A 16,492-nucleotide genomic window follows, 5' to 3' on the forward strand; every position below is an offset into this window, starting at 1 on the left:
AGGTTAAACATTAAAGCCTTTAATTACTTCATCAGATGTTGTCGTATAATGGCCGAACATCTCCAGCAATAGGATCGCACCATTTGTCTGTAACAATTCAGCCTGGGTTTCTTTATTTTCCATGCCTGTTGTGCAATCGCGAAGCAAAGTAACCGCATAGCCCCTGTTTGTCATCTGCGTCGCACCATAGTCGCGACTGATAATACAAGCATTGGTGTTAAACCCGGCGTAGAGCAAAAATAATATTCCTTTCTTTTTGCAATAGCGATGAAGTTCTTCCCCGTTTGCAACAACTGCCTCGTTTGCTTGCGGTATTACTTTAGGATGGAATGTAAGTTCCGGCAATGCCCGCCTTTCAGCCTCGCGGGGTTCTGCAGGTCTTCCGAATGCTTTGTATGGTCCCGAACTATTACGAAATTCAGCGGGCGGCCACGAATCAGCAGGCGGATTCATCTCTGACCTGGAAATGAGTTTAACCCAGTTAGGATGCTTCATTGCTGCCTCCGGAGAAGGTGCATGGATTACCTGCATACCTTGATCTCTGACTTTAGCCAGCAGCGGCACATATTTCTCATTGATGATCTTTTCGGCCCGATCTTCCGTTTCTTTAATGTAATGCCGCTGCCAAACGTCAAGCAGAACCAATGCTGTTTGAGAAACCGGAAGCTTCCAGTCCAGGTTGGCGTAACGGGTATTTGTTTCCAGCCATTCCTGTCCAGGGTCCACATGCCATCTGTGATAGCGTGGCCTTAAGTGCAGGGTTTTTCCATCAGGAACAGCGGGCTGAGCTTTAGGGATATTTTGGCCCAGTGATTCAAAGGGCATTCCAATGCCAAGGGCGGTGCTCATCCCCGTTAAAGAAGATATTTTAATAAATTGTCGTCTTGAGTTTCCTTTTGTCATTTGGCGGTATGTTCTTCTCTGCGGGTACCTACACAAGATAAGGGAAACATATAATTATTCCAATATTGCTTTACATTTTCGCGCCATAAAAGGATGTCTGCCCATTATATATTTACAATTCCCAGGTACTCACTATTTGAAATATATTGGCGGTCATCGGATACAAAAGCAATCCAGGTATGCCATTCACCCTTCACACCGGGTATTTCAAGTGAGTCACTACCTGCGGATCGTCTCGCACCGCTGCTGATCATCACCATGCTGGGATATTTGACCTGATAGGCAAGGAGCATCACCTGATCAAGCCATTCGGGAACTATACGTTTACCTGAATCTGTATAACTCGAATTATCATCCCAGGTGAATATAATTTTCCCATCAACATGCTGTGCGGAAGCATTTTGAGCTCCCTCCAGAATCCCAGAACTAACCCGCGTTTTAGAATAATCCAACTCTCCATTGTCATTAAACGCGTTAAGCAAATTCCATGAACTGGCTGAATTATGAGCAGTATTCCCTTTCCGCCTGGCTTCAAGATGAAAACCAATTCGTATAAAAGGCATGATGTGTTTCAGAAAAGATTGCACCTGGGTAAATCTGCTTCGACTTACCTTTTGATCCGGTGATCCCTTTTTGTTTTTTGCCGATAGCCTGGGGATGCCTCTGATCACCCACTTGCCAAGCCGATAATATCCTACAAAGCTTCCTGCCTTTCCGCTGAAACCGCTGTTCGGTCCTCCTGATAGAATTCCCATAAGTATCTGTAAATGTTTAACATAAATATAATGAAAGAATAATATTGCCTCCAAATGTTATTCAGTATTAATTCATATTTAACATACATTTAATACATATTTTATTCGTCATTAACTGTCATATATCCGACCAATATCCGACCAATACCCGACCAGTATCCGAACTATAATGCCTGCAATTAATCATCAGGTAATGTCAAGACATACTCCAATGATTGGTTATCGTCGGGTCTGTTGTATGGTGAAAAAAATGTTCTCGCGCCTCGGCAAAGCAAGCTTCCGAAAGAAATTATCAAAGACTTCGCCCATTTTCATTCTAAGTGGTTCGATATTATCGCAATGGGACAATAATCCTTTAGTCTTCAATTGATAATTATGAAAAACCAGAGATATAAGGTATTATTGTTGAACGTGTTAATGAAGCGAGATATTAATGAAAAAAAGAGTTACTGAACTGACCGGTGTTAAGGAAATCGCCCGACGAGCAAATGTATCGATAGCGACTGTTGACAGGGTAATACATAATAGAAAAGGAGTTTCTGCCGAGACAAAAGAAAAGATCAACAAGCTTATTGATGAACTTAATTACAAGCCTAACTTGCTAGCACAGAGGCTTGCGTCAAGAAAAATACTTCGGCTTGCAACGCTGATACCTGAAAGTTCAAAGGAAACAAGTTTTTGGGATGCACCATTAAAAGGGATTGAGCAGGCAGGGTCAGAAATTGAACAATTCGGTATCGTCCTCGATAAATACTTCTATGATCAAAACTCAATTGACTCATTCGTTAAGCAAACCAAAGTCATACTTGAAAGTAAACCGGATGGAATTTTGCTCGGGCCTTCATTTATAGACGAATCTGTAATTTTTACAGACAAATGTCAGGAGTTGAACATTCCTTATGTATTAATGGACTCGGATCTCCCTAATAAAAGCAGTTTAAGCTATATAGGTCCGAATCTTTATCACAGCGGTTACATGGGCGGGCACCTTATAAGTTATCTGACAAAAGAAGGGGATAAATTATTGATTGTTAATATTTCAAAGGAGATTGATAATCAGCATCATTTGCTCAAGAAAGAAGAAGGACTAAGAGCTTATTTTAAAGACCACAATCGGACCGGAAACATTGTAAAGCTGGACATAAAGGAGGTTGCAGATGAAGCCATAGAGCAAAGTCTTTCCAAAGCATTTAATGAATCGGGGGACATCAAAGTGGTTTTCGTGACAAATTCACGTGTATCTAAAGTCGCCCGTTTTATTGAGAAGACCAAGCATGATATCATTCTGATAGGGTATGACTTTCTTACTGAAAACGTGGATTATCTGAAAAAAGGTATCATAGATTTCCTGATCTGCCAGAAGCCCAAACAACAGGCATACCGGGGAGTCATGTCCCTGTACCAACACCTTGCATTTGGTACGACGGTTGAAAAGATACATTTCATGCCGATCGATATCCTCACAAAAGAGAATGCCGACTTTTATCGGAATTGAGAATAATTCGCTTTCCCGATTCGTATTTTTTTTAACACAGTATTCCTAAGCTTAAAACAATTAGTATATTCGGGTACGTAAACGTCAATAAAAATTTAACATAAGGATTGAAATGAAGCAAGATTATAACCGCCGCAAATTCATCAGGGCAGCAGCGATAGCTGGGATTGGTTTAGGCATGGCAGAGAGTATTTTACCTTTTAGTAGCTACGCCAATTCAACGAAGAAAGCTGGCAAAAGAGTTGGAATTATTGGATTGGATACTTCCCACAGTGTGGCCTTTACAAAAAGTCTGAATACTCCCGGAGCAGGGAGTCAATATAAAGGTTATACTGTAGTGGCGGCATATCCTTATGGAAGTAAAGACATTCAAAGCAGTGCGGAACGAATTCCGGGATACATTGAGGACGTAAAGAAGCTAGGGGTAGCGATTAGTCCATCGATAAAGGATCTGCTCAGCAAAGTTGACGTTGTATTATTAGAAACTAATGATGGCAGGATGCATTTAGCGCAGGCCCTGGAAGTGTTCAAGGCGGGCAAGCCAGTATTTATCGATAAACCGGTTGCTGCTACGCTGGCTGATGCAATAGCAATTTTTAAGGCTGCTGAAAAGTATAAAGTTCCTGTTTTCTCCTCATCGTCGCTGCGATTCTCAAATGGCGCCCAGGAAATTGCCAAAGGAAAAGTTGGAAAAGTTCTCGGAGCTGACACCTATAGCCCATCCAAATATGAACCAACACACACCGAGTTGTTTTGGTACGGCATTCACGGAGTTGAAACCCTTTATACTGTAATGGGCACAGGCTGTAAATCAGTTGTCCAGGTAAATGCTCCAAATACTGATCTTGTTGTTGGAACCTGGGATAATGGCAGGGTAGGTACCTTCCGCGGTATTCATGAAGGAAAGCAGGTGTATGGAGGAACAGTTTTTGGAGAAAAGGGCGTTTCAGAAATCGGAAACTTCGGAGGTTATGATCCTTTACTTGTTAAGATAATTGAATTTTTCGAAACAGGTATTCCACCAGTAAGTTCTCAGGAAACACTCGAGATATGTGCATTTATGGAGGCTGCTTACGAAAGTAAGAAGAACAATGGTACACCAGTGACTATTGAATCCAGATTCAAGAAAGCGCTCGCAGCGAAGTAAAAATGAAACATCTAATGTATTTTCGATGGAGGATAAGCATCTGTTTAACAGGTGCACTTATAATTCTGTCGTCAACGACAGTGCTGTCGCAGGTAACACCAAATCCTTTAAGGCTAGCTGTATTCGATATTGATGCAACACCACCTGTAGGAAGTCAGCTGACCTATGATCCGATGGTTAATAACTGGGATATGGGGTTACGGGCGAAGGGCATTGTAATTTTAGGGGCTGGTGACCCGATCGTAATGTGTTCAGTGGATTGGATTGGAATTTCCAACGAAAGTCAGGATGAATTTAAGCGGGTGATGGCCTTAGCGGCCGGAACAGTTCCATCCAGGGTGGTAGTCCATGCCATTCATCAGCACGATGCTCCCACATCTGATCTTGGTGCCGAAGTAATCATGAAGGCTGCAGGAGTTTTACCCGGCGCTTTTGAAGGTACTTATACCCGCGACCTGATCGAGCGTTTAGGGAATGGTATAAAAAAATCAGTACTTGCGGCCTCACCATTCACACATGTTGGAACAGGACAGGCGGAAGTATTTAAAGTATCGTCAAACCGCAGGATTCTTGGTCCTGACGGCAAGGTCAAGTATACACGAACATCAGCCACGAAAGACTCACTCATCCGGGCCGCACCTGAAGGTCTGATTGATCCTATGGTATCATTAATCAGCTTTTGGAATAATGACAAACCCTTAGCGGTGCTAAGCTATTATGCATCCCATCCTCAAAGTTATTATCGTACGGGTGTGGCAAATCCGGATTTTCCCGGGATAGCACGATTCATGCGGCAGCTCGCCGTTCCCGATGCTCTACATATCCATTTCAACGGAGCCGGGGGTAACATAACTGCCGGCAAATACAACGATGGTGCTAAGGAGAACCGATTGATATTAGCCGAGCGACTCGCCGATGGTATGAAACGTGCCTGGGAAACCACCAAAAGGGAACCTGTAAGCCCGGCTTCCATTCGCTGGAGCGCAGAACCGGTGAAACTTGTGCCCGCCGCGGGAATTGAAAAGCTGGAAGCGGGATTGAAAACCGAGACATCCGTATTTATCGCTAATAACATTTCCAAACTGGTATGGCTGCGGCGGCTGGAGGCAGGAAAGAAAATCGATATTTCCAGCCTGGCATTAGGTAAAGCCAGAATACTTCACCTACCCGGCGAACCCTTTGTAGAATATCAACTTGCAGCGAAAGGCCTCAGACCTGATCTGTTCGTGGCTGTTGCCGGATATGGCGATTATGGGGTTGGTTATATCGGAACAGCGGTAGCTTACGGGCAAGGCGGCTACGAAACTGGGCAGGCCTCTGGAGTTACAGCCGACGCTGAGGGAATCTTAATGAAAGCGATTCGCAAATTATTGGAAAAATAAACGATCATTAGATGAAACCATTGTTCATAGGCAAGCTGGTGCTCCGGAAAATGCAGATTGGTCTGATAAAGAAGTTCTTTGCCTTAGTTTGTATTTTGCTGAGTCTGGACCAAGCGTTCGCCCAGAAAATAAATTCGTCCCACCAAATGATAGACGCCGGTGTTTCGACTATCGATATCACGCCGGCATGGCCTGTGCGGCTTGCAGGATTTGCAATTCGAAGTAAGTCTGAAGCCGAAGGTACTTCGCTGCCATTGCATGCAAAAGCCCTGGCACTTGGAAATGATAGTCAGGGTGCTTCAGTGATAATCACTGTCGACCTTATCGGTATCCCATGGAAGGTTACTAAAGAGGTTGCAAGACGTCTGTCAGTTAAAACAGGTTTGAAGCCCGCTCAACTAGCGATCAGCGCATCTCATACACACTCAGGGCCTGAACTGGGCGATCTATTAAATATTTTGCAGTATAGAAGCGCTACCGCTTTTAGTGATTCTTTGATATCCAAAGACCAGATGAATCATATTTCATTATACGTGGAACAGCTTACAGACAAACTTGAGCAGGTTGCTATAGAGTCCTTAAATAACCGCAAATCATCTTATGTTGCATGGACTCAAGGTAAAGTCGATTTTGCTAAAAACCGGAGATTGGCCGACGGGCCCGTAGATCATTCCTTACCCTTGCTTAGAGTAACTGATACAGCGGGAAAGCTCAAGGCCTTATTTTTAAATTATTCCTGCCACGCTGTTACACTCGATGGCTCTAATAATAAATACCACGGGGATTGGGTAGGTGAGGCCCAGCGTCTTATTGAATTAAATCATCCGGGGGTGACCGCACTGCATGCCGTTGGCTGTGGTGCCGATGCAAATCCGACACTAACAGGACTGGAAGGAAAAACTCCTTTGCAGCGAATAGATCATTACGCTTTAAAGATTGCCGACGAAGTGAACAGACTGTTGAGCACTAATTTTCAGCCGCTAAATAAAACTCCTGAAGGCAAGGTTAAGATTATAGAACTTCCATATGAGCATGTTCCGACTATAAAGGAAATGGTTGCGCAAACCGAGGATAAAACTGTTAAAGGATATTATTACCGGTTAGCATTAAACGAGATCGCCAGGGGCAAGGTTATATCCCCAAGCTTGACCTACCCAATTCAGGTTTGGACATTTGGCAAGGAACTGGCAATGGTTTTTTTAGCCGGCGAAGTCGTTTCAGACTATTCTCTTCGTATAAAAAGGGAATTCGACATAAAACGTGTATGGGTTAATGCTTACTCGAATGACGTCCCCTGTTATATTGCTTCAACACGTGCTCTGAAGGAGCCAAGATATAGCTATGAAGCTGTCAGCTCCATGTATTATTATCACAAGCCATCCCCATTTGCACAGGGTGTTGAAGAAATTATTATGTCTGCTGTTCATGATTTAATACCTTCGAAATTCTTAACAACAAAATAGCAGATACTTCGAAATGGCCGATACAACTAAAAAAATAAGAATACTGGTAGTAGGATGCGGAAACATGGGTGCGTCTCATGCGAAAGCTTATCATGCATTCGATGAATTCGAAATATGCGGGCTGGTTTCGCCCGGAAAAAGCAAGAATGTTTTAAACGAAGCCCTGGGTAACAAATATGATTTATATGATGATTTTGAGGATGCCCTGAAACAGACTCACCCCGACGCGGTATGCATTTCTACCTATCCAGATACGCATGAGAGCTATGCGATTAAGTCATTAGAACAAGGTTGCCACGTATTTATCGAAAAGCCGCTTGCTGATTCCGTAGAAGGTTCTATACGCGTAGCTGAGGCCGCTAAAAAGGCTGGAAAGAAGTTGGTTGTAGGATATATTCTGAGACACCATCCATCATGGGAGAAGTTTGTGGAACTTAGCCAGCAATTGGGCAAGCCGCTTGTGATGCGAATGAATCTGAACCAGCAGAGTCATGGAAACATGTGGAATGTTCACCGTAACCTGATGAAAAGCCTCAGCCCTATTGTGGATTGTGGAGTTCATTATATCGATGTAATGTGTCAGATGGTAAGGTCAAAGCCGGTGCAGGTGAATGCCATAGGTGCGAGGCTGACTGACGATATACCGGAGGGTAATTATAACTACGGACAGCTGCAAATTCGGTTTGAAGACGGCTCAGTTGGCTGGTACGAAGCAGGATGGGGACCGATGATAAGTGAAACCGCATTCTTTGTAAAAGATGTGATCGGGCCTAAAGGCTCCGTTTCTATAGTAGCAAAAGATGCAGGGGGAGCAGGGAAGTCAGACTCTGTGGAATCGCATACAAAAACTGAATCACTGCGATTCCATCACTCCAGTATCGATAAGGACAATAATTTTGTGAAGGAAGACACCTGGATTAATCTAACCGATGAACCAGATCATCAGGAGCTTTGCAACCGTGAGCAACGATATTTTTTGAAGGCAATTCAAGAGGATGTCGATCTTACTGATCATATCCAGGATGCTGTAAATAGTCTTCGAATTGCATTTGCATGCGATGAGTCTGTCAGGACAGGCAATGTAGTTTCTCTTCTCTAAAGAATCATGCTATGATGTCAAGTATATTTGTTAACTTGGATCATATTCGGTTACGTACACGCTAATTTGTAAAATATTAACCTGTCCCTAAACAACTGTTATGTTTAATGATCTGTCAAGAAGAAAATTCATTGCTGCGGTAACTACTACAACTGTTGCAACAGCATTGTCCAGCAGTATTCCATCCTTTGCTAAACCAGCAACAAACAAAGCCGGGAAATTAGCACTGCTTGGTGGCACACCTGTTCGCGCCAAAGTATGGCCCCAATGGCCAGCCATGCTTGCCGATGAAAAAATGATGGAATCCATTAATAAGACCACAAAAAGCGGTATTTGGAGCAGGATACAATCGCCCACGGGCACTGTTGCGACTTTTGAGAAGGAATATGCAAAGCTCATGGGCACGGAATTTTGCATTGGTACAGGATCGGGTACACAGGCATTAGCAACTTGTGTTGAAGCGATGGATATTGGCCCGGGGGATGAGGTGATAACCTCGCCATACACTGACTTTGGAACGATTTCGGCGGTTCTCACGAGCCGGGCTTTACCAGTTTTAGTTGACCTGGACCGGGCCTCATACCAGCTTGACGCCGCATTGATTGAGAAAAAGATAAATAAAAACACGAAAGCCATAATTCCGGTGCACATGATGGGAATGCCTTGTGAGATGGATAAAATAATGGCTATCGCAAAAAAACATAACTTAAAAATAATTGAAGACGCATGTCAGGCTAACTTTGCTCATTATCAGGGCAAACAACTAGGCACAATAGGGGATGTCGGTTGTTTCAGTTTCCAGGCAAGCAAGCAAATTGCCTGCGGTGAAGGTGGTGCTATTATCAGCAATAATGCTGCTTTAATGGATGAATGCTACACGGTTCAGAATCACGGTACAAATCGTAAAGGCAGTAATGTAACTATTGGTCCTAAGTACAGGATGAATGAGTTTGAGGGTGCGATCCTCATGGGGCAGATCGCATCAGCAAGAGATCGTTTTAACCGTCGCAATGAAAATGCGAATTATTTGATCTCAAAACTCAAGGGATTCGCGGGTCTTGTGCCTCAAAAACAGTATGCTGGGACTGAGAGCGGCGGTTACTATCATTTCGCCATGAGTTATCATAAAGAACATTTTAATAATGTTGAACGCAGTAAGTTTCTAAAAGCAGTTGCAGCCGAAGGTGTGAATTTGAGCCCCTATATTGCCCGGGGCTTACATATCGAACCCTGGATTGCACATATTAAAGGCCTCAGAGAATACCAGAACATGTATAGTGCAGCAAGGCTAAAACAATACAGTGACGAAATGGCCTGCCCAAACTGTGATCTGATCTGTAATGAGGAAATGGTAGTATTACCGGGATCATCATGTCTGATGGGAACCAGGCAGGATATGGATGATGTGATCAATGCAATTATGAAGGTGTACGAAAATAGAGAAAAGCTGTAAGAAGATTTTTTTTACCATGGAAGGATTCGTTTCAGAAATCAGGTGAAAACATTAACTTGAGCGGTAAGAGGCATCTTGATTTATCGTTAAGCTAGTGTGAAAAACTTCCGGACAATATTACTTCTGACTGCGTTTAATTTAGCAGCTTTTCAGAACCTTTTCGGACAAGCTCAGAAGCTTGAGTCAGCTCAGCCAACGCCTGCAAATCCCATTATTTCTCCCGAGTTCTATATAAGTTCCATATTCGATGAAAGGATTGGCCAGGATTCGATTGGCACATTGCTGTTCAGTACGAACGAAAAGTCGGTCACCCACAAGCTTGCCTTACAATCCGCCAGCCTTGCAGGTATAACAAAAACTCTGGGAAAACATCTTGTCAGGAACACTACATTAACTCCAATAAGTATACGGATCAAAGAATGCAGGATTAATGAAAATCTTCTCGGTAATGATCGTGTTTCCGGTGAGGTCAACCTCATTTTTATGTTCGACCTCGAAAAAGAAGCTGGGTCTGTCCCGCTCACGCAATATAAAAGCACTGCCCGGTATACCCGTTCATTAACAAACTTAAGCATCGTAGAGCCTACCCTGGAAAAAGTCCTGAGTAACAGTCTGAAGTTTCTAAATGGCTGGCTCCAGGCTGAAAAAAGCACTAATCCAAAGCTTGCTAAGGGGTTGAAGATATCTTTTCGAGAATACCTTGACCAACATGATGACACAGTGTATTACGATCCCTCGCGACCACTGACATGGGAAGATTTCCGTGAAAAAAGGTCCGAAAGTAAATTCGCTGCATCTGTGTTTCCTTCTTTCGGCTACGATCAAAGAATTAAAACAGAGGACGGGAAAATAGCTATTGAGCTCGTGTTAAAGGTGTTTGTAGTGAAAAGCGCTTCCTGGGTGGGACGCGGCACCAGAAGTAATTATAATCTTCAGCATGAACAAAGACACTTCGATCTGGTAAAGCTCGTGGCTGAACGATTTAAGAAGAAGCTCCTGACAGAAAAACTGACTCCAGAAAATTATCAGGGCATTATTAATTTTGAATACCTGGAATTCTATCGTGAGATGAACAAGATCCAGCAGGAATATGATGACCAAACATCCCACGGGTTATCGGCTGTAATACAAGAATTCTGGAACAGGAAGATCGATGCAGAACTTAAATTAGTTGAGAATTGAGAATTGAGAATTGAGAGTGGAGAACGATTTGGTATAGAGTATTTGGTAATTCTTATCTGTAACCCCTCGGTAATTGCCATATAAACATCTGGCGATTCTCGTTCCTTTTTTGTCCGCGGGAAAGTAACTCTACATTCTCCACTTTCCATTAACAAAGTGTAACTCTTTCGTCACCTATTACTTTTCTCTGCCATTAAAAGTATATTGGCTTAAGAAACCTCAATTCTCAGTAATGAAAAGAAATTTACTTATTATCTCTGCCCTGGTCTTCCTGACCGTGGGAGTCAGGGCACAGCAACCAGCGGCAAGTCCGGCAAAGCCTTATAAGTTTGTGATCAAGGGTGGTCACGTAATTGATCCCAAAAATAATATCGACGGGATAATGGATATCGCTATAAAAGGCGGTCGCCCGGCTACGCCTGCAATGCCTGCAGAGCCTGAGCGTCCAGCCTCAAATGGTGTGCCTGCACGTCCCGCAAGGCCGGCCCAGGAAGCCGTAACACGCATAGATGGTACAATAGCCCTCGTTGCGAAAAATATCAATCCTGATCTGGGTGTACAGGTAATAGATGCAACAGGGTTATATATCACGCCAGGGTTTATCGATCTTCACACGCATAATTTTTGGGGAAATGACATCGGCGGTATCAATTACAGCGACGGACCATATAGCATCCCGCCAGACGGATTTACTTTTCGTTCAGGTGTGACAACTGTTGTAGATGCCGGCAGCTCCGGCTGGAGAAATTTCGAAACATTTAAGAAACAGACAATAGACTTATCATTAACACGTGTTCTGGCCTTGCTTAACATTAATGGAGCAGGCATGAATGGCCGATCTGAAAGTAACCTGGATGATATGGATGCTCAGAAAACTGCTGAGATGGGAAAAAAATATCCTGATATTATTGTGGGAGTTAAAAATGCCCACTTTGGGGGCGGTGGCGGAAACATCCCTAAAGCATATCTAATTCCGGTTGAACGCGGAGTGGAGGCTGCCAGACAAATGGGTGGTGTTTTCATGCTCGATGGCCGTCTGGATGAAGAGATTTTCGAACGTTTCCGTCCCGGCGATATTTACACTCACGTTTACGGCCGTGCAATTATGGATTCAGCAGGAAATGTTAAGCCTTTTGTACTTGCTGCGCGTAAAAAGGGGATAATTTTTGACATTGGATTTGGCGGCTCCAGTTTTGGCTTTAATGTAGCCACACCGGCGGTTAAAGCTGGCTTCTTCCCGAATTCTATAAGCTCCGATCAGCATATAAGCAGCATGAATAATGCGATGAAAGATATGCAGAATATCATGGGTCTACTAATGGCGATGGGGATGCCATTTAATGACGTTATAAAAGCCGCTACATGGAGTCCAGCGCAGCAAATAAAGCGACCTGACCTCGGTAACCTTTCCGTAGGGTCTGTTGCTGATATCGCGATTTTTGAAATTCGTAACGGGAAATTCGGCTTCTGGGCGCGCGATGGCTATATCGATGGAACGAAAAGATTTTCCCATGAAATGACCTTGCGTGCAGGAGAACTCGTGTATAATCTTAACGGAAGGGTAAAGCCGATCAACCTTCCTACGATTCAACGGGGCGGAGCTGCTAATACCTCACGACCGCCATCAACAACACCGGCTCCGAGGCAGTAATTTTATCAATATTACGAGCGGGTAATCTGAACTCAGATTACCCGCTTTTTTTGTGCAAATTCGTTTTGAAACAATAATTCGTAAAATTGCCGATCATTGAAATGCATGGGAATTGATGAATATTTAGAGCAGAGATTTGAGCAATTAGCTTTGCCTGGTTTGTCGTGTTCCTTTGGATTTGGAGAGCAAATACAATCCTATGCCTATGGCTTATGTGATATTGAATCAAAGCGTTCGCTGGACGTGAATTCTATTTTCAATATCGCATCCGTCGGTAAACTGATAACGTCTGTATGCATATTGAAACTGGCAGAAGAAAATTCATTCACTCTAAATACTCCAATCACCGAATTGATTTCGAAAATTCCATCGCAATGGAACTCAGTCAAAATTTCTCATCTGCTTACTCACAGCTCCGGAATAATAAATTATACAGATGTTCCGGATTATTGGGCTGAATGTAGTTTAGATGTTCCAAAGGCAAGGATTCTGGAGTATGTGAACGATCGCGAACTAACATTCGAGCCCGGAAGCAATTGGAAATATAGTAATACGGGGTTTTATCTTTTGGGGATGATCATCGAGAAGGTTTCAAAACTGGATTATTTTGATTTTGCGCTGAAGCTGATCAGTGAATGTAGACCCGGATTAAAAATATTAAAGACAGACGATCGGCTTAGCTCACCGGGCAAGGTGACCGGATATTTACGCAAAGGCGATAAGTTTGTTCTACCGCCATATTATAGCAACTCCGGTACTTTTTCGGCAGGAGGTTTTTCAGCAACACTCCACGACTTTCTGGAGTTTGAACGAGCGTTATTTAATGGTGAAATTTTAAGCAAGGGATCGCTGGCTATGTTGACTCAACCTTTTTTTAAAGAAGACGGTTCCGTTTTGTCAGGCCCAGACGTGAAATTGAAGTTTGAAATGACTCATGGCCTGTTTCGATTTAGAAGGTCCGGGAGAACGCAGCTGGCTCATGGCGGTGAAATTATGGGCTTTAAGACTGATTATATGAGAATGGTAGACGCTGATTTTTCTGCGATACTGTCGGCGAATACTGATACGGATTTCGGCGGACTCGAAATGCTGAATAAAATTTATGACCTTGCAATAACTAAATATTAGTTTTATTCTGATTACGCAGAATTAAAGGTATTTTAACATGACATTGATAGTTTTACGGCTTAAATCCAGGAATTAATTGATATGGATAATCGCAGAGATTTTTTAAGGAAGGCAGCATTGTTATCGGGTACTGCAGCTGCTATGAATGTTTTGCCTCCGGTAATTCAAAAGGCGATAGCCATTTCTCCGGAACCGGGCAGTACATTTTATGACGCCGAACATATTGTATTCCTAATGCAGGAAAACAGATCTTTTGATCACGGGTTCGGTACATTGCAGGGTGTGAGGGGATTCAACGATCCGCGCGCCATCGAACAGCCGGATAAAAATAAAGTCTGGCTGCAGACAAATAAAGACAATGAAACATATGCACCTTTTCATGTTGATATAAAAGATACCAAAGTGGCGTGGATGGGTTCCGTCCCACACGGATGGGCGGACCAGACGGATGCACGTAACGAAGGAAAATATGACAAATGGCTGGATGTAAAAAAACCTTCGCGCAAGGAGTATTCAGAAATGCCGCTTACAATGGGTTACTGTACCCGCGAGGATTTCCCTTTCTATTATTCGCTGGCCGATGCCTTTACCGTATGCGATCATAACTTCTGCGCCAGTATCACGGGCACGCATCCTAACAGGCACTATTGGATGTCGGGAACAGTACGTGAAAAGAACGAACCGGCTTCACCAGCGAACCTCTGGAACCTGGCAAGTTCAGGGAACCCGTATTTAACCTGGAAGACTTTCCCGGAACGTTTAGAAGAAAGCGGTGTTTCATGGAAGGTTTACCAGAATGAGCTGTCTATGCCCACACCATTAAGTGGTGAAGCTTCGGGATGGCTTGGAAATTTTGGAACGAATGTTCTGGAGTTCTATAAGCAATATAACGTACGACTTCATCCGGGAGCAATCAGCTCCCTGGCTGCGAAGAAAGAAAATATCCTAAAACAGATAGATTCTCTTTCGAAGCTTCCTGCAAGCCAGGAATCTGAAACACGACTTGCTGCCGCAAAAAAAGTACTGGCACTTATCGAAGCTGATCAGGAAAAGTTTACAATAGAAAATTACAACAAGCTAAACCAGCACCAGAAGAATTTAATCTCCAAGGCTTTCTCAACTAATGTCGGTGATCCCGACTACCACACGCTTGCGCCACTGAAATATTCGGACAATGGAACTGAGCGTGAAATAAATATTCCGAAAGGGGATGTGCTGCATCAGTTTCGCCAGGATGTAAAATCTGGCAAGCTCCCTACTGTTTCCTATTTACATGCTCCGGGGAATTTATCGGATCATCCGGGAATGCCCTGGTTCGGCGAGCTTTATGTGAGCGAGGTGATCAATATACTTATTGAAAATCCGGAGATTTGGAAGAAGACCATTTTTATCATGACCTATGATGAGAACGATGGATATTTTGATCACTTGCCGCCCTTTGTTGTTCCGAATCCTTATAAAGATGATACAGGGAAAGTTTCTCAGGGTATTGATCCAAAACTGGACTTTTCAACAAAGGATCAGCAAACCAATCCATCTGCTCAGGAAAACAGATTACGAGATGCTCCTATTGGCCTGGGGTACCGTGTACCGATGGTTATTGCCTCGCCATGGTCAAGAGGGGGATTTGTATGTTCTGAAGTTTTCGATCATACTTCATCGATTCAGTTCGTAGAAAATTTTATTGAGAAGAAGTTCAATAAGAAAGTAAGAGAGGAGAATATTACAAACTGGCGGCGGGCAGTATGCGGAGACCTTACATCGGCATTCAGACCCTACAATAATGAAACTATAGTCAAGCCGGCTTTCCTGGAAAAGGAACCTTTTATTAAAAACATTAATAACGCGAAATTCAAACAGGAGCCAAGAAACTTCAAAAAGCTCAGCGCCGGGGAGATTGCTGCGATTAACAAAGATCCACTTACTTCACCATATTTTCCAAAGCAGGAGAAAGGGATACGTGGTGCTTGTGCGCTCCCATACGAATTGTATGTAAACGGGCAATTCGACAAGGTAAAGAACACGTTTGGAATTCAATTTACTGCCGGCAATATGGTTTTTGGTGAAAAGGCGGCTGGTTCACCGTTCTATGTATATTCTATGAATCCATACAAAGGGGAGGCACTCAAATCATGGAATTATTCTGCAGTTGCTGGTGACACCCTTAAAGACGAATGGAACCTGAATAATTTTGGCGGGGGCGAGTATCATTTAAGGGCTTATGGTCCCAATGGATTCTACAGGGAATTTTTAGGTAATGCTTCAAACCCGCTGATGCAGGTAGACATGGCTTACGAACGGAGCAGGATCAATAAAAAGAAACTGAGCGGTAATATCATCATCTCCGTTAAAAATCTTGATTCAAAACCTCACACTGTTCTCCTGGCCGATAATAGCTACAAGGGTGGCAGTCAGACCAGAACGATCGCTCCGGGTGCAACAGCCGCACTAAATGTTGATTTGTCCAAGAGCTATGGCTGGTATGATCACAGTCTCAAAGTAAAAGGCTATTCTAGATTTGAGGAGCGTTTCGCAGGAAGAGTTGAGACGGGGGAGGCGGGGAAAACGGATCCGTTAATGGGAAGAATTGTTTAATCAATTGCTGGTAACAAAAGCTTAACACAAACGTAATCCTGACCGTAATAAAAGTTATCACTACACACTTATTTTTGTGTGAGTCTAAATAATTAATTGGTTAGCTAGTATATACAGGCACCTGCTAGTAACGGGTGTCTTTGTACGTTTCAGCTTCTGAGTTCATTCTTTTGTCGTACCGACGATTACTAACTTTAATAAGATAAGGGTGTTTAGCCTAAACTGCCTTAAATTGAATA

General features: G+C 43.3%; 12 protein-coding genes. 10 read left to right on the forward strand and 2 right to left on the reverse strand.

Annotated features, from left to right (window positions below; translation table 11 throughout):
• Positions 1–3: 3 nt before the first annotated feature.
• On the reverse strand, positions 4–849 hold the full coding sequence (locus B5X60_RS02020) for an isochorismatase family protein (protein ID WP_221406186.1): 846 nt from the start codon (positions 847–849) through the stop codon (positions 4–6).
• Between the two features lie 158 nt (positions 850–1,007).
• A complete protein-coding gene (locus B5X60_RS02025) occupies positions 1,008–1,658 on the reverse strand; it encodes a DUF6266 family protein (protein WP_079700919.1) in 651 nt (216 codons plus the stop codon).
• Between the two features lie 433 nt (positions 1,659–2,091).
• Here B5X60_RS02025 and B5X60_RS02030 point away from each other — a divergent pair, with 433 nt between their 5' ends.
• The 10 genes from B5X60_RS02030 (at position 2,092) to B5X60_RS02075 (ending at position 16,253) form a co-directional block, all read left to right on the forward strand.
• Positions 2,092–3,153 (forward strand): LacI family DNA-binding transcriptional regulator, encoded by a 1,062-nt coding sequence (locus tag B5X60_RS02030; RefSeq protein ID WP_079700921.1) that lies wholly within the window; start codon positions 2,092–2,094, stop codon positions 3,151–3,153.
• 112 nt (positions 3,154–3,265) lie between these two features.
• Positions 3,266–4,300 carry a Gfo/Idh/MocA family protein gene (locus B5X60_RS02035; protein ID WP_079700922.1) on the forward strand — a complete coding sequence of 345 codons (1,035 nt, stop codon included), beginning with the start codon at positions 3,266–3,268 and terminating at the stop codon, positions 4,298–4,300.
• A gap of 2 nt (positions 4,301–4,302) precedes the next feature.
• On the forward strand, positions 4,303–5,682 hold the full coding sequence (locus B5X60_RS02040; protein ID WP_221406187.1) for a hypothetical protein: 1,380 nt from the start codon (positions 4,303–4,305) through the stop codon (positions 5,680–5,682).
• An 11-nt stretch (positions 5,683–5,693) separates the two neighbouring features.
• Positions 5,694–7,145 (forward strand): neutral/alkaline non-lysosomal ceramidase N-terminal domain-containing protein, encoded by a 1,452-nt coding sequence (locus tag B5X60_RS02045; protein WP_079700924.1) that lies wholly within the window; start codon positions 5,694–5,696, stop codon positions 7,143–7,145.
• Between the two features lie 13 nt (positions 7,146–7,158).
• Positions 7,159–8,244 (forward strand): Gfo/Idh/MocA family protein, encoded by a 1,086-nt coding sequence (locus tag B5X60_RS02050; RefSeq protein WP_079700925.1) that lies wholly within the window; start codon positions 7,159–7,161, stop codon positions 8,242–8,244.
• Between the two features lie 100 nt (positions 8,245–8,344).
• Positions 8,345–9,697, forward strand: coding sequence for a DegT/DnrJ/EryC1/StrS family aminotransferase (locus B5X60_RS02055; RefSeq protein WP_079700926.1), 1,353 nt, complete (start codon positions 8,345–8,347; stop codon positions 9,695–9,697).
• Positions 9,698–9,793: 96 nt separating this feature from the next.
• Complete coding sequence (locus B5X60_RS02060) at positions 9,794–10,879, forward strand: hypothetical protein (RefSeq protein WP_079700927.1); 1,086 nt, start codon at positions 9,794–9,796, stop codon at positions 10,877–10,879.
• Positions 10,880–11,111: 232 nt separating this feature from the next.
• Positions 11,112–12,530, forward strand: a complete 1,419-nt coding sequence (locus B5X60_RS02065) for an amidohydrolase family protein (RefSeq protein ID WP_079700928.1) — start codon at positions 11,112–11,114, stop codon at positions 12,528–12,530.
• A gap of 105 nt (positions 12,531–12,635) precedes the next feature.
• Positions 12,636–13,658: a serine hydrolase domain-containing protein gene (locus B5X60_RS02070; RefSeq protein ID WP_079700929.1), complete on the forward strand. Its 1,023-nt coding sequence runs from the start codon at positions 12,636–12,638 to the stop codon at positions 13,656–13,658.
• Between the two features lie 81 nt (positions 13,659–13,739).
• On the forward strand, positions 13,740–16,253 hold the full coding sequence (locus tag B5X60_RS02075; protein WP_079700930.1) for a phosphocholine-specific phospholipase C: 2,514 nt from the start codon (positions 13,740–13,742) through the stop codon (positions 16,251–16,253).
• Positions 16,254–16,492: the final 239 nt, after the last annotated feature.

The sequence above is a fragment of the Daejeonella lutea genome (assembly GCF_900168015.1).
GTDB classification, from domain to species: domain Bacteria; phylum Bacteroidota; class Bacteroidia; order Sphingobacteriales; family Sphingobacteriaceae; genus Daejeonella; species Daejeonella lutea.